This window comes from Faecalispora anaeroviscerum, from assembly GCF_947568225.1.
GTDB lineage: Bacteria > Bacillota > Clostridia > Oscillospirales > Acutalibacteraceae > Faecalispora > Faecalispora anaeroviscerum.
In genome coordinates, this window is sequence record NZ_CANOOQ010000001.1 from 455,774 (window position 1) to 480,963 (window position 25,190).

Annotated in this window: 20 protein-coding genes; 11 read left to right on the forward strand and 9 right to left on the reverse strand. The window is 46.9% G+C overall.

What is annotated here, in order from left to right; translation table 11 throughout:
• Nucleotides 1–57: 57 nt before the first annotated feature.
• Genes QOS46_RS02285 through QOS46_RS02295 form a run of 3 tightly spaced genes read right to left on the reverse strand, consistent with a single transcriptional unit; the run spans nucleotide 58 to nucleotide 2,259 of the window.
• Complete coding sequence (locus QOS46_RS02285) at nucleotides 58–1,317, reverse strand: ParB/RepB/Spo0J family partition protein (protein WP_283606972.1); 1,260 nt, start codon at nucleotides 1,315–1,317, stop codon at nucleotides 58–60.
• The gene (locus tag QOS46_RS02290; protein ID WP_283606973.1) at nucleotides 1,317–2,099 is read right to left on the reverse strand and encodes a ParA family protein; all 783 of its coding nucleotides are present in this window, start codon (nucleotides 2,097–2,099) and stop codon (nucleotides 1,317–1,319) included. The genes QOS46_RS02285 and QOS46_RS02290 overlap by 1 nt, the downstream gene beginning before the upstream one ends.
• A complete protein-coding gene (locus tag QOS46_RS02295) occupies nucleotides 2,092–2,259 on the reverse strand; it encodes a DUF3970 family protein (RefSeq protein ID WP_283606974.1) in 168 nt (55 codons plus the stop codon). Before QOS46_RS02295 ends, QOS46_RS02290 begins: the two co-directional genes overlap by 8 nt.
• 1,406 nt (nucleotides 2,260–3,665) lie before the next feature.
• Here QOS46_RS02295 and QOS46_RS02300 point away from each other — a divergent pair.
• A complete protein-coding gene (locus QOS46_RS02300; RefSeq protein WP_283606975.1) occupies nucleotides 3,666–4,820 on the forward strand; it encodes a GGDEF domain-containing protein in 1,155 nt (384 codons plus the stop codon).
• Nucleotides 4,821–4,941: 121 nt separating this feature from the next.
• Here the strand turns inward: QOS46_RS02300 and QOS46_RS02305 are convergent, their stop codons facing one another.
• From QOS46_RS02305 to QOS46_RS02315, 3 genes are all read right to left on the reverse strand, one after another.
• On the reverse strand, nucleotides 4,942–6,000 hold the full coding sequence (locus QOS46_RS02305; RefSeq protein ID WP_283606976.1) for a flavodoxin family protein: 1,059 nt from the start codon (nucleotides 5,998–6,000) through the stop codon (nucleotides 4,942–4,944).
• 24 nt (nucleotides 6,001–6,024) lie between these two features.
• Nucleotides 6,025–7,263: a lactate dehydrogenase gene (locus QOS46_RS02310; protein ID WP_283606977.1), complete on the reverse strand. Its 1,239-nt coding sequence runs from the start codon at nucleotides 7,261–7,263 to the stop codon at nucleotides 6,025–6,027.
• An 81-nt stretch (nucleotides 7,264–7,344) separates the two neighbouring features.
• Complete coding sequence (locus QOS46_RS02315; RefSeq protein ID WP_283606979.1) at nucleotides 7,345–12,138, reverse strand: cytidyltransferase-related domain protein; 4,794 nt, start codon at nucleotides 12,136–12,138, stop codon at nucleotides 7,345–7,347.
• Between the two features lie 136 nt (nucleotides 12,139–12,274).
• On the opposite strand from QOS46_RS02315, the gene QOS46_RS02320 reads away from it, so the two are divergent.
• The 9 genes from QOS46_RS02320 (at nucleotide 12,275) to QOS46_RS02360 (ending at nucleotide 21,479) form a co-directional block, all read left to right on the forward strand.
• Nucleotides 12,275–12,409 carry a hypothetical protein gene (locus QOS46_RS02320; RefSeq protein WP_326521338.1) on the forward strand — a complete coding sequence of 45 codons (135 nt, stop codon included), beginning with the start codon at nucleotides 12,275–12,277 and terminating at the stop codon, nucleotides 12,407–12,409.
• Between the two features lie 220 nt (nucleotides 12,410–12,629).
• Nucleotides 12,630–13,349 (forward strand): sigma factor, encoded by a 720-nt coding sequence (locus QOS46_RS02325; RefSeq protein ID WP_283606981.1) that lies wholly within the window; start codon nucleotides 12,630–12,632, stop codon nucleotides 13,347–13,349.
• Complete coding sequence (locus QOS46_RS02330) at nucleotides 13,346–14,437, forward strand: anti-sigma factor domain-containing protein (protein WP_283606983.1); 1,092 nt, start codon at nucleotides 13,346–13,348, stop codon at nucleotides 14,435–14,437. Before QOS46_RS02325 ends, QOS46_RS02330 begins: the two co-directional genes overlap by 4 nt.
• A gap of 330 nt (nucleotides 14,438–14,767) precedes the next feature.
• On the forward strand, nucleotides 14,768–15,286 hold the full coding sequence (locus QOS46_RS02335; RefSeq protein WP_283606985.1) for a methyltransferase family protein: 519 nt from the start codon (nucleotides 14,768–14,770) through the stop codon (nucleotides 15,284–15,286).
• A 60-nt stretch (nucleotides 15,287–15,346) separates the two neighbouring features.
• On the forward strand, nucleotides 15,347–15,847 hold the full coding sequence (locus tag QOS46_RS02340) for a pyridoxamine 5'-phosphate oxidase family protein (protein ID WP_283606986.1): 501 nt from the start codon (nucleotides 15,347–15,349) through the stop codon (nucleotides 15,845–15,847).
• Between the two features lie 324 nt (nucleotides 15,848–16,171).
• The gene (gene rsmH, locus QOS46_RS02345) at nucleotides 16,172–17,221 is read left to right on the forward strand and encodes a 16S rRNA (cytosine(1402)-N(4))-methyltransferase RsmH (protein WP_283606989.1); all 1,050 of its coding nucleotides are present in this window, start codon (nucleotides 16,172–16,174) and stop codon (nucleotides 17,219–17,221) included.
• A gap of 354 nt (nucleotides 17,222–17,575) precedes the next feature.
• Nucleotides 17,576–19,660 (forward strand): sodium-translocating pyrophosphatase, encoded by a 2,085-nt coding sequence (locus QOS46_RS02350; RefSeq protein WP_283606991.1) that lies wholly within the window; start codon nucleotides 17,576–17,578, stop codon nucleotides 19,658–19,660.
• 274 nt (nucleotides 19,661–19,934) lie between these two features.
• A complete protein-coding gene (locus tag QOS46_RS02355; RefSeq protein ID WP_283606993.1) occupies nucleotides 19,935–20,147 on the forward strand; it encodes a cold-shock protein in 213 nt (70 codons plus the stop codon).
• A gap of 75 nt (nucleotides 20,148–20,222) precedes the next feature.
• Entirely contained in the window at nucleotides 20,223–21,479 is a 1,257-nt protein-coding gene (locus tag QOS46_RS02360; protein WP_283606994.1) for a DEAD/DEAH box helicase, read from the forward strand.
• Nucleotides 21,480–21,549: 70 nt separating this feature from the next.
• Here the strand turns inward: QOS46_RS02360 and QOS46_RS02365 are convergent, their stop codons facing one another.
• The 3 genes from QOS46_RS02365 to QOS46_RS02375 are packed head-to-tail and all read right to left on the reverse strand — an operon-like array spanning nucleotide 21,550 to nucleotide 24,413.
• A complete protein-coding gene (locus QOS46_RS02365) occupies nucleotides 21,550–22,218 on the reverse strand; it encodes a DUF6320 domain-containing protein (RefSeq protein WP_283606995.1) in 669 nt (222 codons plus the stop codon).
• Nucleotides 22,205–23,485, reverse strand: a complete 1,281-nt coding sequence (locus QOS46_RS02370) for a hypothetical protein (RefSeq protein WP_283606996.1) — start codon at nucleotides 23,483–23,485, stop codon at nucleotides 22,205–22,207. The genes QOS46_RS02365 and QOS46_RS02370 overlap by 14 nt, the downstream gene beginning before the upstream one ends.
• The gene (locus tag QOS46_RS02375) at nucleotides 23,472–24,413 is read right to left on the reverse strand and encodes an alpha/beta hydrolase (protein ID WP_283606998.1); all 942 of its coding nucleotides are present in this window, start codon (nucleotides 24,411–24,413) and stop codon (nucleotides 23,472–23,474) included. Before QOS46_RS02375 ends, QOS46_RS02370 begins: the two co-directional genes overlap by 14 nt.
• A gap of 373 nt (nucleotides 24,414–24,786) precedes the next feature.
• Between QOS46_RS02375 and QOS46_RS02380 the strand changes: the two genes are divergently transcribed.
• A complete protein-coding gene (locus QOS46_RS02380) occupies nucleotides 24,787–25,122 on the forward strand; it encodes an ArsR/SmtB family transcription factor (protein WP_283607000.1) in 336 nt (111 codons plus the stop codon).
• Nucleotides 25,123–25,190 lie beyond the last annotated feature (68 nt).

Genomic DNA, 25,190 nt, shown 5'->3' on the forward strand with positions numbered 1-25,190 from the left:
TTTTAATAAATAAAGCAGTAAGTCGGACAAAATGTCCGACTTGTTATTACCTTATAACTACTGTTGATTTAGTTTCATTCGAAGAGATTTTAAATGATCAATAATATTTGCTCGACTAACATCATTGAAAGGACTAATTCCCACATTTTCGCCAAGCAGCTGAAAATAACAGTTTCGATATGACGTGTTGAAGTGTCTTCCATATTCCAAACTCACGATTCTTTTTTTGTCCGGAAGTATTACCTGTCTCACGGTAAGTTTCAGTTTAGGCACTTCTACTAAAATAGGCCACTCAGTCCAGCCGTCAAGAAATTCATCACGCTTTAAATTGTTTGTAATGGATAGTATCTTTTCTTTAGTGATCTGTTGATTCCCATTTAATAGCGGCTCCACCGGCAGCGGCTCCACCGGCAGCGGCTCCATTGGTTGCGGCTCCACCGGCAGCGGCTCCACTGGCTGCGACTCCACTGGCTGCGGCACTACTGGCTGCGGCACTACTGGCTGCGGCACTACTGGCTGCGGCTCCACCGGTGAAACTTTATCTGTTTGTTTTTGCTCCCGCCGAAGCATTTCTGGATGCCGGAAAAAAGAATCAAGCCAATCTACAGTAAAATTATACGTTGCATTTCTGTCGTGTAATATTTGTGCCTGTTCAACAGATATTTTTTTATCGGGGATGGTTAACAAATAAGAAGAAAGAGTGTCCATGTTAGCAGGAGAGAGATAAGATAGCTCATAACCAACTGTAACCGGAAGCCGCCCTTCATCGACCATATCAAGTAATTCTTTGTTAAGGTCTGTCAGCTTAATATATCTTTGAACCATTTTGATGTTTTCGGAATTTTGTTCTGCTACCGCAGCTGTGCTTTTTCTTTGGCCTTTAGCCTCATAGCTCTGTTTCTGCAACTTGTAGCCAAAGGCTTTTTCGCTTGGTAGCAGTTCCAAACGCTGAAGCATATTACTATTTACAACTATCAAGTTTGCTGATGCATCGTCACATTCAATGATAATACAATCGACCTTTAGGCCCGCAAGCGCACAAGCCCTTTTACGGTTTCTTCCTGCCAGCACGACATACTGATCATCTGTTTTTCTCACAACACAAGGGCTTATTTGGCCGTTAAGTCTGATGTCATCGGCCAACTCCTGTAATTTTTCCGGTGAATAGAGTCGAAACGGCTGATCCTCAATTTCAATTAATACTTCAGGATCGATCTTTACAACTTCCTTGGAATCTTTTGGAGCTACACCGGCACTTCCAAAAAGCGTACCGCTTAACGCTTGCGCCAAGGTTGGTATATTTTGTTTAGGCAGCATTACGCATTCCTCCGGATAATCTCATGCACAGCAGCCATGTACGCCTGACCCGTCCTGCTGCTCAATTTACCGACCAAACTTGCTCTAGTTTTAAATATTTTTTTTGCCTCCTGAAGCATGGGTATAGGCTCTTTTATCAGCATATTTCCATAGCTTTCAGAAAGAGATTGGTATACTTCATTGCTGATTGTAGTGCGGCCATCAAACATTGTCACCAAGATTCCTTGAATATATTTTTCAATGTTTGAATCCTGTTTTATAGCCATCATACGCTGCAACATTGCCGGTACACTTTCATAGGCTGGCACTTCTGCCTGAACTGGAAGAAGGAGCTTGTTACTCGCCTGCAAGGCATTGGATACTAGCAAATTATCAATAGCTGGCGGGCAGTCAAAGATAATATAATCATAGAACTGGAAAAAGTCGTTGCGGAATATCCGGGAAAAGACGGTGTTGCTTTCGCCGTCGGCTCCGAGAATAGCATAAATACCGCCCAGCATCTTGTTTGCCGGAATATAATCCAGATTTTCTTTTACATTGTGCCTGATAAAATCGACATAATTATTGGAATAAATATGAGATACTTCTTGGTAGATCAGTTCACTGATCGTAGGTTTGCCATCCGGCTGAAAATCTAAGCATCTGGATAAATGGCTCTGCTGATCCAGATCAATAAGTAAGACGTTTTGTCCGACTTGCCGTAAACCAGCTCCGATATTAAATGCGGTAGTTGTCTTTCCAGAGCCGCCTTTTTCAATAGCGATCGCAATAATATTACTCATTTTCACTACCTCTTTCCTCAATATCAATGTATCGACGTACATATCTGCTGTTGGAATTTTTATAGGGCTTAGATTCATCTGAAATTAAAAACAGCTTTCTGAGTTTCTTCAGAAAGCTTTCCACTTCACCCGGCAAACCGGTTATTCTTATTTTAATCATGAGATAAACCCCAGCGTGCAATATCGATCACATACCTTTGTGTTAAGGCCAAGGCTTTCAATAATGTTCCAGTAATTATCTATGGTTGCATTCACCGGAAGTTTACTTGTGGCAAACAAATTTTTATTTTGCTCATGCAAGATATAATACAAGCTTGTCTAGCTGTAAACCTTCTGCTTTTTTGATACGAATATACAGTAAAGTGATTTTCCTCACCTTCGCTTTTCTTGCCAAAGTAGATATGAATTAAGTAATACGTTTTTTCCATAGCTTATACTCCTTTACTAATGTGAATTGCAATGCGGACGATGAATTGTCACAAGAAAAGAACTCTTTTTGGTCATTGAATTACTCCTTTCATAAGTCGGACAAAATGTCCGAGTAAATGGGGTATAAAAAACAGCACATCGAAATGTGCTGCCCTAATTGGAATATTGATTTTGTTATGATATAATATTTTTTATGCAAAGAAGCTTTGCTTTTATTTTTATACTTATTTTTAAAACATAAAAGCTCATAACCCGAAGGTCGTCAGTTCAAATCTGGCCTCCGCAACCAAACAAAACCAGTATCCATGCGGATGCTGGTTTTTTTCTGGCTCTATGTTAATAGTTGGGGAAACCCGAAATGGAAAGAAGAAGGAGTAGCGTCAAGCTGCTCTTTTTTATGTGTTGCCACAGCAAATGAATTTGCACTGCTTTTTTGCCTTTTCTTCAAAGCTCTATTGTTTCACCCCAACATTTATTATAACCTATAAAATTGAACTGCTTGATAGAGTTTATGGTTTAGTCGGTTATTATGTCCGACTATTTTTTATATTTTGAAAAAGATATAATTTGTTTGAATTGTGACTTCAACAAAGATATAATAAAAATAAATAGTAACTCATATGATGAGCAGACGCTTGTCTTCAAAACATGTTACACCGAGCCAGTAGCATTCAACAATGACTATTACTTAAGAGAATTTACTGATGTAAACAAGTTGAAACCTGATCAGATACCATAAGTAGTACCTCGCAAGAATGTAGCTGAAGTGCTAATTATGAGCAACACGGTGATATTCTGCTAAACCAGAGAGCTTAGCAGTTTGTTTATGACTTACATTGAGACCACGATCTGATTATTTATATTTGACGAAGGAGTGTAAAAAATGAAAGTTAAAATTTAGCAAGCAATGAATGAAAAAAGATTAGAAAAAGACGTAAATGAATTTATTGAAAACTCGCAAATTAAAGTTTTAGGACTTCAATTTATGGCCACTGTTTTCTACTTTTCTGTTATGATTTCATATGAGGATACATATAATGCGAAGCTCAAAACCAACGGATATTTAATACTATATTTGAGTTCGAAACGAACAACATGTATTTTATCAATTAGTTAGTTGTGAAATAGGAAATTTTGATGATAAATATGATAAAAGTTTATATTGCTACATGTTGCATAGACATCATTGCTCTCTTTTTTCTCTGTGTATTAATACATAGAAGCAATATGCTGAATAACTATCGTAAAAAGCCATTTTTATTCGGAATCGTGCTTACTGTAATTATTATTCTGTCTGAAACCGGGACGATACTGGCTGGGAATGAAAACGCTGGACTGCGCTACTTAAATATTTGCTGCAATGTGGTTGGTTTCGCCCTTACTCCTATCATTCCTTTTGCTTTAATCGCTATTTCTGACATTACGATTCTTCAAGCACACAAACTTTTATTGCTTCCGACATTGATCAATATTGTTGCCACCGTATTATCACCCTTTTTCAAATTGATTTTTTATGTTGACATAAACAATCATTACGAACGGGGTAATTCTTTTTTTATTTTTGTTGTGGTTTATATTATCAATTTAATATTCCTTGTTATCAGGACTCTCCATACAGGTAAAATTCATAATTATCCAATCAAAGGGCAAATGATTGCTTTATCGCTTTTTGCTGTTGCCGGCACAAGTATTCAACTTGTGTTTCCTGCGGTTTATTCCTCATGGCATTGTGTAACATTAGCTCTTCTTCTGTATTTTCTCTTGTTGTCTGAATTTGACAGCAGCTTTGACACACTGACTGGGCTTTATAATCGAGCGGCTTTTGAGAAAGCGGCAAAACAGATGACGGGCCGAAAGGCATTTTCCGTTATTGTCCTTGATGTCAATGATTTTAAAAGCATTAATGATACTTACGGGCATGATTACGGAGATATTGTGCTAAAGGCAATGGCGGCAATTATACGAAAATCTTTAGATAACCATTATACCTGCTATCGTGTCGGCGGAGATGAGTTTTATATTATCTGCAAGGATGCAAAACAGGAACGGATTGAAAATCAACTAAGGAGTATGACAAATGTTCTTGAAGAAGAACGCGAAAACAACAGCGATTTACCAACGATCGCTTATGGGTATAGCATTTTCCGGGGAGGTAGTCTAAATTTTCAGAAGATTCTTAAGGAGGCCGATCAACAAATGTATTGTTTCAAAAAGCTACAAAAATCAGAAGTGGCTGGAGATGTTTCGAAACAGAGCTCTAATTCTTTTGGCGTAGTTGATTCGGACGAGTGACACCGCCATTTGCATAATGGTTTAACGATGAGTGGATGATCTATGGAATATCTGCCCTAATCGAAAAGGGAACAGGGAACCTCTGTAAAAAACGGAGGTTCCCTGTTCCCTTTGTAATGAATTAATTTAGCAGGGTGCTACGAATCTGAGATGCAAATTCGTCCAGCCGCTCTCCAATTCCCGGTAGGGCCAAAGCCTCGCCGGGATCGTTGGCCGTCTCCAGCACGGAAAACCGGCCGGGGAGAAAGAACGACTTATTCATATTCAGTCCGGCAATTAACTGCCGGGCTACGATATCGCCCCCAGAGTAACCAGACACCACAATAGAGAAAAGCGCCTTGTCATAAAAGCGTGTCTGGCGAAACAAGGCGGTAAGACGGTTGATGAAGGCGGTCAGGTTAGCGGACAGCGCGTCATTGTAATTGGGACAGAGCATCACCACCCCGGCACACCGGCGAACGGCGGGGTAGACCTCATCCTGCATCACACCGCCGTAGAAGCAGCCTCCCCGCTCGCCAAAGTGGAGGCACATGGTATAGGGACAGCCCGAGCAGTCAGACAGGGTGCCGTTGCGCAGCCCAATTTCGTTCACAGTGAACGCGTTGCCAAGGCGGGACTTGACCTCCTCCCACAGCGCCAGAGTGTTGGAGGTGTGGTGGCTGGAGGCATGGAGCACCAAAAGCTCCGGTTTCTCTGCCTTGGGGATGGTTTCCCGCTCCAACCGGTCGGCCAGTTCCCGGGCGGCTGCGCGGTAGGCTCCCAGAAAATCGGTATTCAGCTGCTTGGCCTGAACCTTAAAGTTAACAAGGGAACCGGTGCCCTCTACCAACGGGCGGCCCAAAAACGCACAGCCAGCCAGATTGGCCGTCAGAGTCAGTTCTGTCGCCGCCGACTTGGTATATAAAGGGGAGGTCCCGTCTACGATCAGTCCGGCCGTGCAGCCCTCCAGCAGTCCGGGCTCTCGGCGCAGGCGAGCCAGCAGTTTAACAGACTCTGTATTTGTGCCGGTATCCCCAAGGGGAAGGGCAAAGAGGAGACGCCGACCGGCTAGATCGGTTAACTCCTCCGCCCGGCGCACAGTACGGGTCTGCCGCCCCTCCAGAGCGTGGCGCAAAATTCCGTCCAGACGCATGTCTGCCCCCTGGACGTCTGGATGGGGATAGATTACTATCAGGGACATTCCGGTCACCTTCTTCTCAAACAGTTATAAAATCTCTTTCAGATGCTGCGCCGCCTCACGGATATGGCCGAACAGGGCATCCGGAATATGGGGCAGCAATTCGGTTTCAATGCCGGCGGGGGTATAGCGGTTCTTCACACCCATATAAATGCCATCCAGAAAAACAGAGCCGCAATGCCACTCCCCCCGCAGGGTAAGAAGCAGGGACAGAGCGCCGGAAGACAGGGCGGGGGCCACATAGGGTTTAAAGCCCAGCTCACGCATTTTTAAATTAGCCGTAACGGTGAGATGAGTCAGCTCCTTAGACAGCGCTTCGTCATAGTTTGGAATGGAGTTGGCAATGAAAAGGCCAGTGCCGTGAGGGCCGAAGGAACGTCCCTCAGACAGAAAGGAGGAGAACCGTGTGTCCCGCTTGGCATAATAGGCGGCTCGGGCGTTCATCACTCCAAGACCAAAGCCCTGAATCTGTTCGGGGCGAAGGCCCTTTCCGTCCCAAACGCCAGACTCGTCCCGGTTGCTCTCCAAATAGGCGGTTTTGGCAAGGGGGTCCACCGGGTCGGACACGGCGCACCACAAGCCCTGAAAATGGGCGTTCCGGGCCATCTTGGCATAATGCTTCACGATGGAAGCGTTCATCTCAAATTGTGCCATGCGTACATCTTTGACCTGAGAACCCACCGGAGGAATGCCTTTCGAAGCCACAAAGACAAACACATCACAGTCGAAGATGTGGTCAGGGGAGACGATCTCCACCTCGGGCAGGGCATCGTAATCCCAGGGTAATGCGACCTGACCCATCTCAAATTCCCAGCGGGCAGTGATCTGATCCGACAGATCGCAGATGCCGATGGAGGAGATGACGTCCCCGCCAAGCAGCTTTAACCCGGTGAGCAGAGTGGAGCCAACGTCCCCGATAGCCAGCAGATTGACCCGCTTTTTACCGGGCTTAGGGGAGGCGGTGAGCAATTCTTCCCATCCGGGGTGGCCCGTGTTGACAGCGGTGAGCCGGCCTTCGGAGATGGCGGCCTGGGTGAGGTCATCCACTTCTGCCCCGGCCAGACGGGAAGCGTCCAGTACCTCCAGCCCATGGGGGGCCAGCAACTGCCCCGGGTGGCCTACACGAAAAGACCCTCGGCCCAAAACCGCATCCCCGGGAACCGGAGCAAAGAGCATTCCCTCCGTCACCGGAGCGGTGGGTGGGCCGAAGCCCTCCAGAGGGGTGAGAGACACCAGATTAGCGCCTTTGTAACTATAGTAATACATAGCATCACCTTCCATAATAATAAATTGTGGACAAGCAAACACAGAGAAGAGGAAGAGCCACCCCCCTGCATGCCGCGTAATTTACTGGGATTCACGCAGCAGCTGCTCCAGATCGTTTTCCAAGTACACGGAGGCGGACAGGTTGGGGTCGTAGCTCAGGCAAGTGCCCTTGTCGGGGCACAGGGGTAAGATGACCGCTTCGGGTAGTCGGGACAGAGTCAAATTTCGGCCATAGAGAATACGGTATTCCTGCTCTAAGGTGGAGATGACGTCGTGGGCGGCCTCCAGACAGGTATGGGACAGACGGAACACCGCATCTCGACCGCATTCGGACAGGTAGGAGGGGAATGCGTAGGGCAGAATGTGGTTGATACCGGGCAGCAGGCCGGGAACCGGGAAGCCGGACCTCCGGACGGTGTTGCCGCCGATGAAGGGATACAAAGTGGATTCCACAAACCACTGCCGCAGCCGGGGCAGGAAGTATACGCTGTCTATCGGCCGATCCCAGGAATGCATTAGATCCTTGCCATAGCCCGACAGTACCCCCACCAGCACCATGCGGATGGGAACCTCCTCCTCTCGAAGAATGGGATCCAGCGCCCCCATACGGAGGCCGGGGTGCATCAGGTCGTCCACCAGAATCACCGGACGGTTAAAGGATTTGATGGTGCGAATCTGGCAGGGTATGGAGGCGTAATAAGGGAAAGCCTCGATGGTGGTTTCGGTCAGGTCCGGGGAAAAGACCCTGTCGGTGTGGACGGTTTTGGTCACTGTATTCGGAACGCTTTTGCCCCGGAGCAGCTTGCCGAAAGGAACACACATATTTTCGCCAAGTGTTCGCGGATGGGTGGACGTGGAAGGCACGTTGTTGTAGGCGGTAATCTTCTCCAGCAGCCGGTGGTGAATGATGTCGGCAGACAGCGTTAGAACCAAAGACCCCGGATACAGCCCGGTCAGGGCGCGTTGAAGCTGCTCGTGACCCCGGCGAATGGAGGACAGCACCCGGGAATTGCGGCACAACGGCTCCTGAATCGTGGTTTCCAGGTTTTGAATGAGCACCGTAGGGGCATGCATATCTACCTCCCGGATCGGGGCGTCTTCCTCTCGGGAGACAAAGCCCTGTCGGGACAGCGTGTCTTCCAAAGTGAGAGGCATGTGGCCGTCATGGGGACGAAAAACAGCGTAGACACACTCTTCCTCCAGCGCCCGGGCAAGTAGCTCGCTGAGAAGAAGCTGACCATAATCCTTGTGCCGTTCAGAGGTGTCGGCGCTCAGGGCGGTGATGAAAAGCACGTTGCCGGCTGAACGAAGACGAATCCGGTTAGCCAGCTCGTGGTCCTCCAGTGCGGCGAACAGCTGAGAGGTCGTCAGCAGGCGATAACTGACAAAGCCCAGATGACGCTGGTGTCCGGTGCGGCGCAGCAGCAGAATGCGGTCCTGCCGGCGGAGGATTGCGGCACAAACCTCTTCTCCGTTTGGATAGCCGGCGGTCAGGCTGCACAGAAGGGCCGGGGAGGGGGTATCGATCCACTGGAATTCCAGATCCCCCGCATAAAGGAGGGGCTTGTCCTGAAAGTCTCGGAGATATAGGCCGTTTTGATAGATAAAGTCCTGAATGACCGGGTCAGTGAAGGTAGAGATATCCCGGTTTAGATCCACGTTTTCCCGGATGCGGGTTGAGCTGATGTCCTCCAGATGAGGAGGCAGCTGAAGCTGGATAACCTTGCCGGTAATAGGCAAACTGCGGGGCAGCTCGTCTTCCCCCGCTCTGCGGAAAATAATATGGTTCATCTGGTGGATGGAATAAGGAACCGGCTGAGCCCGGTAGGAGGAGGCGTTGAGCACTACGTCGCTTCCCACTACTACATAAACCTGCTGCTTTGGAAACAGCTCCACCAATCGCTGCAGGTTGGCAGGGTTGGCAATGTTGACCGGAATGTCGTCCGGGAACAGGTGAACATGAAAATCCCCCGCCACTGACAGGTTGACAATCTGCCGGCGGATCAGATGCGGCTGGGCCTTTTTAGACCAGGAGAACTCGTCCACCGCCAGATAGACTTCAAACCCCATATCGCGGATCGCGTGAACGATGCCCTTATGAGACAGGGTAAAAGGATCGAAGGTACCGGGGAAAAAAGCAATATTCCGGGGCGTGTCAAAGGAGAAGGGACCATGGTCCAGCCGCCGCACAGCAATAAAGCGGTTGATATGGGCGAGGGCGGCAGCCCGGTAGAAGAAAGTCAGGCTATTGTGGCCCGGTGCCTCCTGAATGAGGAAGAGCAGTTTGCGGTAACACAGGGAAAACAGCCACCCTTTTTCTTCCATGTCCAACACGGGAGATTCGAACAGTAGCTTACCAATGACCAGCAACGCTTCCTGATGCACCTCCTCCCGATAATGGGCCAGCCCTTGAAGCAACAGGCCAAGCAACTCCTGCCGCCGGGCCTCATAGGCAGATTCCGACTCGGGGAACCGTTCCCGATAGGCGGGATAGTACTGAAGCAGCACCCCGATGGTGTTCAGCGCACCGGAAACGGCGGAGTTGCTGGGGGAACCAAGCAGCCCCTTCAGCCATAGCACCTGCTCATCCAGTTCGTCCGGGTGAAGGTATAGGGCAGTCTTTCCCAAATATTCAGGAATATATTTGGAAATTTCATACTGACCCATTTCCAGTCCCTTGCCCAGCTCTACAACCACCTCGTTGCGTTGATCCCGGCGCAGCATTGGCAGAGTACGCACAAGGGCGGAGCCGGCGGCGTGACGAACTCCCACCCGTTCAGATACCTTTACCAGATTAGAGAAGTGGGTGGCAATGTGAAGGGTATGCGTTTTCAGACCGTGTTCCACCTGGTCCCGCAAAAGCTCAACACCGGCCACCTTGACTACCCAGGGGGTGGCGATTTTCAAGTTGTCCAAAAAGACCTCGCTGGTAATATCCGTTTGGTACAAGGTGTGCTCAAGGGCGGTAACATCCTCTCCGGCACGGCGGAGAATCTTGCACTGAAGGAAGACGGTAGTCAGCTGGTTCGATTCCAAATTTCGGGTGACCTGAACAATACGAGCCATCTGTGGATGGCTGCGGGGAAGGGAACGTTCGACTTCCCGCAGAAACTCCAGAGCGGCGATGATTAGCCGCAATTCTTCGGAAGCGGCAAAATAAGAGGCAAAATCAATCAGCTTGCCCCGCGTTTCCTCCCCATAATATTGGGGGGGCAAAGACCGGATGGCGTCCAGCAGAGTGAAGGCGGTATCGGGGACGATTTCCTCCGGCTTATCATAGTAGTTCAGCAGAGCGCCTAAAAAGCGGGGCACATCTCCGGGCCGGGCGTAATCCAGCATGGCACCAACCACCAGCTTCAGGGCGTAGCTGATATGGGAACGCTCCTGTGGAGTGGTCTTATGGTCCGGAAAAATAATCCTGTCCAAATATTGAGCCCACAGAGTGAAAGGGACTTCTTCTGCGGGGTCATTCTGAGCGTCGGCGGGAATCTCTTTGCGGTAGACCAGATAAAACCGGGCGATCAGCTGACCGATCAGGCTGCCGGCCTGGCGTCGGATATCGCCCTCGCGGTGAACCAGCAGTTCATACAGAAAGGACAGCGCCTGAGTCTTCTGCCGCACGGACAGATAGGTGAAATATTCCTCAAAAACATTGAGGTAAGCCCGCAGCTGCTGCCAGCTTTTGGCAGAACGGGCTTCCTCGATGATATTGCCGAACTTTTGCTCGTCGGATAGCATATGCATTAGCTGCAGGTTGTGGTCCACCGACAAAAGAATCAGGCTGTTCAGTGTCTCCTCCGGGCTCATCAGGGCAGGGTCTTTGTGAGGAACGGGAGGCTGCGGATTTCCTGTCAGATCCACATCCACTCCAAGGCTGCGCATATAGTCCTCAAAGTCGCGGAGCTTTCCATAGACGAATTCATACCGCCTGCGTTTTTTCTGGTCCACATTGTCCAATTTAGATAATATCACCTGAAACGACTTGTCCAGCGGGTAAAGAACAATGAGTTCATTACCGTTCGCGTCCAAGGTTTGCTTGGAGCGGAAATCAGCATAGATTAAAAGCAAGGATTCCACAGACAGGGACTCCAGCTCCAGATCCCAGGTGGAGTGGTTGGAGGCGATGTGACTGATTCCATCCATCTTTCGGGCAAGAAGCCACTGGTCGGTGTAGTAGTAGTGCAGATAGGGAACCCGCTCGCCGGGGCGGCAGCCGAATTTTCCAAAGTCGTGGGCTGCGGCAGCTCCGGAAATCAAGGACAAGTCCACCTCCACTCCCGCATCCTTCAGTCCACGGGCGGCGATCATAGCGATGTAGTGGACGCCGGAGATATGGCTTAAGGTTTGATAGGGCGTGACCTCCATCCCGAGGCGCATCAGCTCGTAAAGATATTCTTCCCGCCAGGCATTCATCAGGCGGCGGTATTCTTTGGCATTGTTGCAGCGGCTGTACTCCTCTTCAGAGAGAAACTGAAAATCCAGCATTGAGTTGAAGGGGAGTGCGGCACGCTCATAATTCAGAAGAATTTGAAGAATGGTCAGGTAGATACGGGCCCCTTGAGCATATTGGCCGGCCCTTGGCGCAAACCCGTTTTCAGGGAACATCAGACTACAGATATATTGATAACAAAACCGGAGCCATCCTTCCTCCGGTGCGTCTGGGCACAACTGATTGAGCACCGGCGCACATAAATCCAGCACCTGGGTGCAACGGAGCCGTTCCCGAAGGGGAAACAGAGCGGCCAGCCCCTCGATCCAGACCGGATTTTTAAATTGATCCAGAGTGGTTTTTCGGTTAGGAAGGACGGCCAGCCGAAGAGAGGCTAGGGCCTCGGTAATCTCGAGGTTTACCTGGCGAATCAGTTTGTCATGCATGGAGTGACCCACCTTTCTCTTACCCTAAGGAAGGATGAAAACGCGCGGATGAACTGAAAATATACGTCCATCGGGCGCGGCTGTATTTTTTTAATTGTACCATAGTTCTTGCGGATTGGAAAGGGAGTAAGCGTCAATGTATCGTATGACAAAATCTTTGCAAAGCGGGGATCTGATTACAAAACGCCCCACGCAGTTACTGAAATCAGCAGGGCAAATGATCGAGACATTGCTTGGCCACTACCGGCCGGTGATCTGCTGTGTGTTTTAGGATATACTTGCCTTTTTTCATATATCATTTATACTATACTCTTGAAGGAATGTTAGCAGAAATCTGCTGCAAGCTCTGGATATGAATTCACGTGTTCTTTTGTGGCAGCCGGTGCCCCGAAAGAGACTCTGCGTCTCGCATATCGTCACAGATAAATTGCTTCCCATTGAGAGCGTATTTGCGAGAAGATGATTTCTCTTATGATGAAAGGAGTAAGGCTATGAATGAAACTGATCAACTTGCCGTAAAAGCGGCGGCTGATGTGGCTTATCTGGAGCTGCTGGTGAAACGAAACGAATTTTTCATTTTAAAGTGCGCTTCCTCCTCTGTACATCGCTATATTACAAAAAGTGACGATGAATGGGCAATTGCACTGCATGCTTTTTCACTGGCTGTCAAAGATTATACGCCGGAAAGGGGACGTTTTCTCTCATTTTGTGAAATGGTTATTCGGCGCAAGATGATTGATTACCTGCGGACTCAATCCAAATATCATGAGGAAATATCTGTTAGCCCAACTGTTTTTGATTCCCCACCGGAAGAGGAAGAAGATGATGTTGTACTGCGTACGGAAGTTTCTCAAAAAATTGCGGTCATAACCGATGATTCTATTCGTCTCGAAATTGACGCTGTTTCCAAAACTCTTACCGAATATGGTTTTTCCTTTTTTGATCTTACTGGGAATTCACCAAAAGCGGACAAGACAAAAACGGCCTGTGCTAAAGCAGTAGCATATCTTGTGAAAAATCCGATTCTGCTGAACAATATGCGCGAAAGCAAATTATTACCGATTAAGCAAGTTAGCAACGAAAGCGGGGTACCCCGAAAAATACTCGAACGTCACCGAAAATATATAATAGCCGCCGCAGAGATAATTACCGGTGATTACCCCTGTTTAGCGGACTATATGCTTTACATCAGAAAGGAGCTGGAGCGGTGAAAGCGGTTATTTTAGAAATAAAAGGAAATGAAGCTGCAGCTCTGTCCGATGATGGTTGCATATTGAAAGTGAAAAACAAAAAATATGTGATTGGACAGGTGATCGAGTTGGAAAACAAAAAAAGAATTTCTACCCGCTTCGTAATATGGGCGGCAACGGCAGCCGCTGCTGTTGGAGTATTTGGTACAGGCGCGTGGGCTTATTATACTCCTTATACTTATGTAAGCCTTGATGTGAATCCTTCTATTGAATATACCGTCAACCGTTTTGATCGCGTATTAAGTGCAACAGCGGTGAATACGGACGCTGAAAATATTTTGAAGGATTTAGAACTTACCAATCAGCCGATTGATACAGCGGTAAAAGAAACCGTAGATGAAATTTCAAAAAATGGTTACTTTGAGGGGACAGACCCCGGTGCAATTATGATTTCAACCTCCAGTGATAATGAACAGGATGCTCAGCAAATGGCGGATGAGTTGAAAACTACAGCGGAAACAGAGACAAAAGATGCAGCTGTTCCCGTTGAAGTGGAGGCAGTCAGCGTTGGGGCGGCCCGTGTACAGCAGGCCCGCACATTAGGTACAACGCCCGGTAAGCTGAATCTGGTAGAAAAGCTTCAGGCCAGTTCCTCAACGCCAGACAGCATTGATGTGCAGGAATGGCTGAACAGGCCTGTAAAAGAAATTATGAAAGCGATTAAGCAAAATCGAAAAGACGCGGGTAACGTGTCCTCTGAACCTTCCGACAGTTCTTCTTCCAGTGAAGCTTCTTCGCAAAGCAGCGAATCTTCCACACCTTCTGTTACCTCCGGAGAAGCTTCTTCGCAAAGCAGCGAATCTTCCGCACCCTCTGTTACCTCCAGTAAAGCTTCTTCGGAAAGCTCAGCAAAGGCAGCCAAGGCACAAGCGAAAGCAGCATCAAAAAATAATGGTCAGGCAAAAACCTCAACTTCTTCCGTAATCTCTTCCTCTGCTCCCGAAAGTTCCGCATCAGAATCTAGCGATGTTTCTTCTCAGCAGAACGGTAAATCTGCGCAGGCACAGCAGAAACCGAAGAATGATAATAACGGCAAGGGGAAAAAGTAATATTAAATACTCTGGAGGCTGGAGCAGCCAAAACCTTTAACCTGTCGAAAAAGTCCAGCAATAGTTGGGCTTTTTCGTTTTTTACTCATATCCTTTGTCGAATGTGATGAAGGGGTTTCTTGACAATCTTCCATTGAGCGGTACCTCTTTACTAGTGTGAATGTAATATGGAAGCTCATTTGTTACAAGAGGGAATGTTTTTTTGGTTTAAAAGGCAAAATTGCATTAGACCACTAAGAGCTTGTGAACTTCGCTTAATGATTATGACATTCAATGGGAGTATAATCTGATGATTTATATTTGTTGATCGTTTCAGAAAGTGTGGATACAATGAATGGATTTCTAACCGTAATACCGCTCATACTTATTAGGTTCGGGCTTTTAAGCATGTTAAATAAAGAAGCGTTAACACGTGCTGCCTTCTTTGCTCCGCTGATTGGAAAAGAAAAAGCGGCGTACTGGTTTTATCAAATTTCAAACGTTCTGTTTTTTGTATACCTGTGCTTCCTCAAGATTACAACTGATCCGAACTGGCTTTATACAGGCTTGGTGATATATGGCTTAGGAGTGTTGTTGTGTCTTGGGTCCGTATCGAATTTTGCAAGGCCCGCTGAGAATGGTATTAATGTTAAAGGGCTCTACCGGGTTTCCCGCAATCCGATGTATGTGGCATACTTTATTTATTTTTTAGGTTGTGTATTACTTACACGGTCGTTGATATTGCTTGCGTTACTAATCGTCTTTCAATTATCAGCACATTGGATTATCCTGTCGGAAGAAAGATGGTGTAAAAAAGAGTTTGGGGAAGAGTACATAAGTTATATGAAAAAAGTAAGGCGTTATATTTAGAAGTTTTTAAGTGTATTCTATATTGGATCAAACGTAAAATAATTCAGCTGGGGGGATTATATGAATTATGATGAAGCGGCTGCCTATTGGGATGAAAGAGAAACAGAAACCATACGAATGGAACCAACTGAACTACTGGAAGCAATAGAAAAATTCATCGTTGAGCATAATACCTGTGCCTTGGCTACTGGTTGCGGAGCTTTTGTCCGCTGCACACCAATTGAATATTGCTATAAAGACAAAAACTTTTGGATTTTGTCTGAGGGTGGACTTAAATTTCATGCTCTAAAGGGGAATCAAAATGTAAGTCTTGCCATTTTTGACAGCTTTACTGGTTTTAATCATTTGGGAGGATTACAAGTTACCGGTACAGCAGAAGTGATAGAACCATGGTCGGCAGAATATATGAACTGGCTGACATACAAAAAAATTTCTTCTGAAAAGCTAAAAAAATTACCATCCACACTCTATCTGATTAAAATTATCCCCACTCGCATGGATTTTTTATGTTCCGAATTCAAACAGTTGGGTTTTGATTATCGGCAGCATATTATATTATAGTTTCTCAAATTAAAAGCAGCAAAAAAAGAAGGCGGATTTTCTGCCTCCTTTTTTTGCTAAACTAATAAAGAGAAACCAAAATATCATCAACTATTCTATTCTTTTGACTTGAAGTATCGAAAGGTCTATTTCATTTTATTTTCTCTTTTTATCTTCTAAACCTCAGAGCTTCATACAGGATATTTAGTTGTATTATTGGGGTTAAAAAGATATAATCAAACTAATTCAACTTCGCAGTTTAGCAATAACCGAAAATTACGCGGCGATCGGCTTTGCAGATAATCCTAATTTATGATTACATAAGAAAAGGGAGATGGGTATCCAATGGATAATACAGAGCAGAAACACCAACGGCGTGTTCGATACAAGGGGACACACCCAAGGAACTTTCGAGAAAAATACAAGGAACTTCAACCGGAAAAATATGCGGATACGGTAGCGAAGATCATTCAAAAGGGCAATACGCCTGCCGGTATGCATATCTCGATATGTGTCAAAGAAATATTAGAATTTTTGCAGATTAAACCAGGACAAACTGGTTTGGATGCAACCCTGGGATACGGCGGTCATACATTAGAAATGCTAAAATGTTTAGAATCCAAGGGCCATTTGTATGCCCTTGATGTAGATCCCATTGAATTATCGAAAACCAGAGAGCGCTTACAGCATTTAGGGTATGGTTCGGATGTGTTCACTACAAGGGAGCTGAACTTTGCCAATATCGATCAAGTTGCCGCTGAGGCAGGCCCGTTTAATTTTGTGTTAGCAGATTTAGGCCTGTCTTCCATGCAGATAGATAATCCTGACCGAGGGTTTTCCTATAAAAAAGAGGGGCCGTTGGATTTACGATTGAATCCGGAAAAAGGAATCTCCGGCGCTGAGCGTTTGCGCAATATGACGCAAGAAGAGTTGGAAGGAATGCTGATTGAAAATGCGGATGAACCATATGCCGCACGGATCTCTAGTGCAATTGTTTCTAAAATGAAAAAAGGTGTTGATATTTCTACGACTACGCAGCTCCGACAAATTATTGAAGATGCTCTTCAGTTTATTCCGGCAGATCAGCGCAAAGAAGCGGTTCGAAAGTCCTGTCAAAGAACCTTCCAGGCGTTGCGTATCGATGTGAATAGTGAATTTGAGGTATTATACGAATTTTTAGAAAAACTTCCGAATGCCCTTGCAAAAGGCGGTCGCGTTGCCATACTGTCTTTCCATTCAGGTGAAGATAGATTGGTCAAAAAGTCTTTTAAGGCTTTGTTGCGGGAAGGGGTTTACAGTGAGATTTCAACCGAGGTCATTCGGCCCTCAATAGAAGAATGCAATAGGAATAGTCGCGCCCGCTCCGCAAAATTGAGATGGGCGATAAAGGCTTAGTTCAATTACTTGCTGCGATTTTATTTCAGATGAAACGCGAAAATTATCTTTGCGGTTTTGTTGATAAGTGTTGACAAATCCAGTTTAAAGCTGTAAAATTAGCACAAATAAATATGATACTTTCCGGTTGGGCAGATATTCGTATCGTTTGTTGATATCTGTTTTCAAGATTTGTAGCTTAGGGTGGAGGCTTCGCAAGAAGCTTCCATCTTTTTTTGTCGTGAACGGGTATCTCCGGATCAACAAGAAAGGAGGCTCCATTACTACCTGGTTTTTACTTCATTGTTGGGCTGGGGATGAATCTGTTCTGAATATTGATCATTAGGAATGAAAAATGAAAAGGAGTGAATCCCAATGCAAAATATGTTTTGGGTCGGTTTTGTCGGGTTTGTTTTAGCCATTTTTTTTGCTTACTCTCAGAAAAAACAGGTTATGAGTTATTCAGAGGGAACTGAAAAAATGCAAAAAATCGCTGCCTCTATTCGGGCTGGCGCGAATGCCTATCTAAAGCAGCAGTATTCTACTGTTGCAAAGGTGTTTGTTGTAGTGTTTCTCGTGTTAATGGCGATGGCTTTTGGCACGAATGGGCAAATGCTTTCAAAATTTACCCCCTTCGCTTTTTTAACGGGCGGTATTTGGTCGATGCTGGCAGGGTTTATCGGAATGAAAATAGCTACCAACGCAAATGCCCGTACCGCTCAGGCTGCATCTGAAAGCCTGAACAAGGGTCTGCGTGTTGCATTTTCCTCCGGGTCGGTCATGGGCTTTACTGTTGTTGGATTGGGCATTCTGGATGTTTCTGTTTGGTTCCATTTGCTGCATTATGGGTTCGGCATCACGGATGCGACCCAATTAGGCAACATTATGGTAATGAATGGTATGGGCGCTTCCTTTATGGCGCTGTTTGCTCGTGTAGGAGGCGGTATCTATACCAAGGCTGCCGATGTGGGCGCTGATCTGGTGGGGAAGGTAGAAGCAGGTATTCCGGAAGATGACCCTCGCAATCCTGCTACGATTGCCGATAACGTGGGTGATAATGTTGGTGACGTAGCCGGAATGGGAGCTGATCTATACGAATCTTATGTGGGATCTATTTTGGCGACCTTTGCACTGGCTGCCGCAGCCGGCTATGGCTTTGAGGGGATGCTCTTACCCATGCTGCTGGCGGTATGCGGTATTGTATGCTCCATTATTGGCTCTTTCTTTGTAAAAACAAAAGAGGATGCCACGCAAAAGTCTCTGTTAACCTCACTGCGTACCGGTACTTATCTGGCTGCAGGTTTGTCCGCTGTTGCGGCGGCTCCGCTCACTTATTATACCGTTGGAAATTGGGGCGTATATGTTGCGATTCTGTGCGGACTGATCGGCGGCTGTGCCATTGGTTATTTCACAGAATACTATACTTCTGATACATATAAGCCCACTCAAGAGCTGGCTGCTTCCTCTGAGACCGGTTCTGCGACGGTTATCATCGGTGGCTTGTCTCTGGGAATGAGGTCAACCGCTGCCTCTATTCTTATCGTAGTTGCCGCTGTTATCATCAGCTTCTTTGCTGCTGGAGGCGCAGGTAATTATAATATGGGCTTGTATGGCATTGGCATTGCTGCCGTGGGAATGCTCTCTACTCTGGGTATTACACTGGCGACCGACGCTTATGGCCCTGTAGCCGACAACGCGGGCGGAATTGCCGAGATGGCCGGTCTCCCTGAGGAAGTTCGTGAACGGACTGATGCTCTGGATTCCTTAGGCAATACCACCGCCGCTACCGGCAAAGGCTTTGCGATTGGTTCCGCTTCGCTCACAGCGCTGGCTTTGCTGGTATCCTATGTTAACATTGTAACTGAAAAAGGATTCACAATGAATCTCTCTCTGACCAATCCAACGGTTCTTGTGGGATTGTTTCTAGGAGCTATGTTGACCTTTGTATTCTCTGCCTTTACCATGAGCGCGGTCCAGGTTGCGGCTGAATCCATTGTTATGGAGGTTCGCCGTCAGTTTAAAGAAATCGCCGGTATTATGGAAGGCGAGACAGAGCCCGACTATGCTGCCTGTGTCAGCCTTTGTACGAAGGGTGCGTTGCACGAAATGGTTGCTCCCGCGCTTCTGGCTATCATCGTTCCGATTGCCACCGGGTTGATTTTAGGCGCGGAAGGCGTTGTGGGTCTGTTGGGCGGTGTGTCCGTTACCGGCTTTGCAATGGCTGTGTTTATGTCGAATGCCGGCGGCGCATGGGATAACGCCAAAAAGTACATTGAAGCCGGGCACCATGGCGGAAAGGGATCTGATTGCCATAAGGCCGCCGTTGTAGGCGACACGGTGGGAGATCCTTTTAAGGATACATCCGGACCTTCCTTAAATATTCTGATTAAGCTGTGCTCCACGGTTTCCATCGTGTTCTCTGGTTTAATCCTTTCGTTTAATGTAATGGGCTTGCTGTAATAAAGGTTCATAAAAATGGGGTTTCGGCTTCCTTTGGCGGAACCCCATTTTATGATTAGTTCAGGAGTCGTTCAGAAAATCCGCAGCCGGTAAAGTTTTTTTATTTTAGAGGTTGACTTTTTACGGAATGCGTGTTAAACTAAAAAAGTATTCTACAAATGTTACATTGTCTCACATATTTTTGTAAGTCATTGGATTCGTTTAATGAGTTATAAAAGTATGTGATTTTTTGTGCAGCTATGGGTGCAAATATATGAATGGAGGTACCAGTTATATGAATAATGGTACAGTAAAATGGTTTAATTCCGAAAAGGGCTTTGGTTTTATCAGCAACGACAATGGCGGCGACGATGTGTTTGTTCACTTCTCTTCCATTGTTTCGGAAGGCTACAAGAGCCTCAACGAAGGTGACAAGGTTACTTTTGATACGGAACAGGACCCCAAGAACAGCAAAAAAATGCGTGCGGTGAACGTTAAACTCGCATAAAACAAATGGATGGGAAAAGCCACCAATTCCAATCGGGGTTGGCGGCTTTTCTTAACAGGATGAAATATGAGATGAATGGAGAATATGATTATTACTAACTTTGAAAAATTTGGCTTTTCGCCCGAACTATTGCGTGGAATTGTAAAAATGGGGTTCCAGGATCCGTCACCTGTACAGGAGGCTGCCATAGAACCCATGCTGGATAAAAAGGATTTATTGGTACAGGCACCTACCGGAACCGGAAAAACAGCTGCGTTTGGCCTGCCGGTTTTAGAAAATGTGGATCCTGCCAACCGTCAGATTCAAACGGTCGTTCTTTGCCCCACACGAGAATTGGCGCTGCAAACAACGGATGTTCTGAAGAAGATGGCCGCATACAAACAAGGGGTTCGAACCCTTGCGCTGTATGGAGGCGAACCCATTCAGCATCAGATTATGGCACTGAAACGTGGCCCGCAAATCGTGGTAGCCACTCCCGGTCGGTTGATGGACCATATTCGCAGGAGAACTACTCGGCTGAACGGTGTCAACTGCATCGTGCTGGATGAGGCGGATCAGATGCTGGATATGGGATTTCGAGAGGATATTCATGCCATTTTGCAGCATGTTCCTACTGAAAGGCAAACGGTGCTGTTTTCTGCCACGCTTTCCAGCGAGATTAAAAAAATTGCGGAGCAGTATCAAAGCAATCCCCAGCAAATTTGCATTAAGCCGACTACCACCAACGTAGAAAAAGTAGAGCAATTCTATTGCGAAGTTCGCGGCAACGCGAAATTCCCTTCTGTTGTGCAGCTGCTGCAAAACAAGCAATTTGAACTCTCTTTGATTTTTGTTGCAACAAAGGTGATGGCGGACACCCTGGCTGCTCAGCTGACGGAAGCCGGCCACCCGGCAGACGCCATTCATGGCGACCTGCGCCAAAGGCAGCGCGATCAAGTGATGCGGCGTTATCGTGAAGGCAAGGTGAAGATTCTGGTGGCAACCGATGTCGCTGCCCGAGGCATTGACGTTGGGGGAATTGACGCTGTTGTGAATTACGATATTCCCGGTGATCCGGACAGCTATGTCCATCGTATCGGGAGAACCGGCCGTGCAAACCAAAGCGGTGTTGCATATACGCTGATCTATCCCAGGGAGCGGGGCAAACTGCAGGGGATTATTCGAGCTACCAAAGCGTCGATTACGCCCATGGTGCTGGATGCAAAAGCAACCTTCCCTGATTTTCCGATTCTTCACCAGCAGCATAAAAAAGAGAATCCGGACAAACAAAGATCGGACAAGAAGCCCTGGAAGAGCAGACGGCCTTCCTATCGGCAATCAATGAAAGCCTGAGTCTCTGTTCCAAGTATAGAAAGACCCGCATCACCGCGAATGCTCGCTGGTGTTGCGGGTCTTTTTCATTTTATATATGGAGTCTGCGTTGGATTTCGGCCCAAAGCGCTTTTCCTTCAAAAAACAGTAAGAATGCCAAAAAAACAATGGATGCCCCAAAGCTGACGGCTGATGGAATGACGACCTGAACTGCGCCTGTCAGAAGAAGGATAAAACAGACGATTCCCAGAATACAGTCTATCATCAGGTACAAAATGTAGTTTTGCGTATCCAGCCTGCGGACTTTTGCCACAATGGACATTGTTATCATCGCGCAGGAACAAAGGATGGGAAACACGTAGTCGACAGACCAGCCGCTGAACCCTGTGAAAAGGTCCCAAAACAAAGCAATCAGCGAAACACTGATTACCTGCCAAAGGATGCTTTTAGGCAGGTTTTTTCTTTTTTTCATCATAATGGCATAATCAATCCATAAGCTTGTAATCCCGGCAATTACAAACAGAGACCACCATCCGCCCGCAGGCATAATCACATTTACAATCACGCAAAGTGCCGCCGCGCATACGCTGCCAAACGCAATCCATGCCGTTAAAATTCGGCTGATGGTCTGCCGGGATTTCGGCAGCTTCGGGAACCGACTGCCGGATTTGTCAGGAGTTCCGAGTGGCTTGTTCTGGCAGAGAGGACAACGCTTTTGCTCTCCGGGCAAATCTACTTTACAATGTTCACACCGCAGCATAGGACTTCTCCTCTCCATCACACTGTTCCAGATTGGAAATCACCTGTACGGAAATCCCCATCTCCGTAAGCTGACGAAAAAAACACCGCTGAATCCCCGTATCCGCAAATGGGGAGGATACGCTGATGGCCAGGGTATCACCAAAGGAACAAACGCAGAGCTGCGGCCTCTTTGTGCTGACGAACACATCAAACAATCGAATGTATCTCGTTGCCTCGGCCGGCATCACGATCTGACCAATATTGGAAAAGGCAGCGGTATCTTCACTGTCTGCCCAATGCCCATTGATCTGCAGAATAGGGATTTTGAGCGGCAGGGGAATTGCTTTAATTAACGGATTATTTTCGAGCGCCGAATACCGGCTGATGATTCCATACAGGTTTTCATGGGTCAACTGCCGGCGAAAGGACTCGCGCACATTTGCCAGAATCTGCGCAAATTCCTGTCCGCCTTTTTGAAAGCGGTGCGAAACCTGAATGACACCAAAAAAGTTTCGGGCGGTCTGTGCCGGAAAAAAGCGGCGAAGATCCACCGGGACGGTTATGACCACGGGACGGTTCCTTTCCCGTACCGCCATTCCGTCGTAAATGGAGCGGATCAGCAGTGTTACCAGAAACTCACTCAGTGTGGCATCATTCTCATGGGCTTTTTGGAGAACCGCTTTGGTGGATAAAAAACCTTCCGTGATCCCGGCCCGATTGTCAGGCAGTCGTTCGCCGCGAATCCGGTAGGCATGAAAACGCTTCGTTTTAGGGATGACTTCGCTTTTATCATAATATTTGTAAAAGGCATCCTGATTTTTTTGGTCACGGGAAGCGTCATAATCGGGCATTTGTCCTGAAATCGCATCCTTCTTCATTAAATAAGAAAAGACCAGGATGCGCAAAAACTGCATCGCACCGGTACCGTCTGCCAAAACGTGAAATACTTCCAAATTGATTCTGTTTTTATAATATAAGACTCGAAACAGCAAGTCGGGCTTGTCCTCGTTATAAATGGGACTGCAAACGGGAAGGGCTTCCTCGGCAACTTGAGGACGTATGTTGCTTTCTTCCAGGTAGTACCAAAACAGTCCCTTTTTCAGGATGGAACGGTACAAAGGAAACTCCTGAATGGTCTCCTCCAAGGCCTCTTGCAGAATGCCGCTGTTTACCGGCTCGGTTAACTCACACACGAATCGGAACACCTTGGTATCTCGATTTGTACTGGTAGGCGGAAATATCTTTGCGGCGTTGTCGAGCCGACTCCATTGTTTACGTTCTGTCATGGAGATTACCCCTTTGTAAAAAAGCGTTAATCATCTGGTAGGTCTGCTGCACGTGTTCAAACTGCGGCGGAAGCATCAGATAAGCGTGAAGTGCGTCCGGCAGACGAACGATTTCCACTTCGTTCCCCGCAGCGCGCAATTTTTCCCCATAGGTTTCTCCTTCGTCCCGGAGCGGGCAATATTCCGCAGTAATCAGCAGGGTTTTGGGTTGCTGTGAAAAATCCGATGCCAGAAGCGGAGCAAAATAAGGATTGCTCAGGTCGCTGTCGGAGCTTCGATAAAGCTCGAGGAAGCTTTGAATTCGCCTGGAGGTGAGAAGATAGTCCGTTCCATTCTCCCGGATTGACGGAAATGGGGATTGCTCGCTGTGGTCGTTATATGTGGATGGATACAGAAGAATCTGCCGCTTGGGCAGAAACTCCCCCCGATCCCGGGCCATCAGCGAAACTGCAGCAGCCAGATTTCCTCCGGCACTATCGCCAATCAGGGTGATGTTGTCCGGGTTAATCCCCGGTATTTGACCCAGAAAGAACTCCCGCGTAACGGCATAGCAATCTTCCACGGCGGCGGGGAACTTGTGCTCCGGCGCCAGCCGGTAATCCACAGATGCTATGGTACAGCGCGTCGCTTTAGCAAGATCAGCACAGACGCCCGTGTAGTTTTCTATTCCACCGGTTACCCAACCTCCGCCGTGAAAAAAGAGGAGGAAAGGAAAAGGCCCCTTTCCTTCGGGTGCAAACAGGCGTACGGGAATGACATGTTTACCGTAGAGAATTACATGATCCCACATTTGATAGTCCTTCGGTTTTCCCCGCAAGCGTGAGGTAAGTATTTGAATCTGCCGTTCCATTTTATATGATTTTTTTACATCCGGTTCTAAAGAGGTAATTGCTTTGAGTGCCGCGCGCATTACCTTGTTAATAGCCAAGTATCCCACATCTCCTTTTCTTTATGAAAGAGAGGCACCATGATGCAGTGCGATCTTTCCGCAGCGTACTTCCGTTACGGAAATACGCTGAATCGTTGCCAGTTTTAAAAGCGTGCGGGCAATTCGCTTCATACACATTACTTGTGAACTTAGCTACAGATAATTAAATTATATCATAATTAGCGTGTAATATCCAATGGAATGCTGTGTGAATCATAATGCAATGCAGCCGGTAGGGACTAATTAATGGGAAAATTTGTTACATGCCGCATGGAGCGGGTGCTTTTAAAAATAAAAATAGATTTTATATTGACGTTATTCGATTTGAAGCATATAATGATCATATCGAAGCTTATCGATGTGAGGTAATCATATGGAAAATTATTTGGATAACACAAAAGTGTTTAAGGCGTTGGGCGACCCAAAAAGAGCGATGATTGTAGATATGCTTTCTTGTGGAGAGCTTTGTGCCTGCATGATTTTAGAGAAATTTGAAATGTCCCAATCTACGCTGTCCCACCACATGAAGCTCCTGTGTGAGTGTGGGCTTGTCAAGGGTAGAAATGAAGGGAAATGGATATATTATTCACTGGATGCAGATACCATCAGCAAGACAAAGCGGTTTTTCTGTGCCATCACTTCGGATAAGGAAAACTGTATCTGCAAAGATAATGCGAACTGCTGCAAAGGCTGTAATGAAAGTGAGTAAAGAAAAAGCGTCGTTATGCTTTTGCTGATGGGTTGTATAAACCAGGCCACCAGTGGCTCCACAAACCA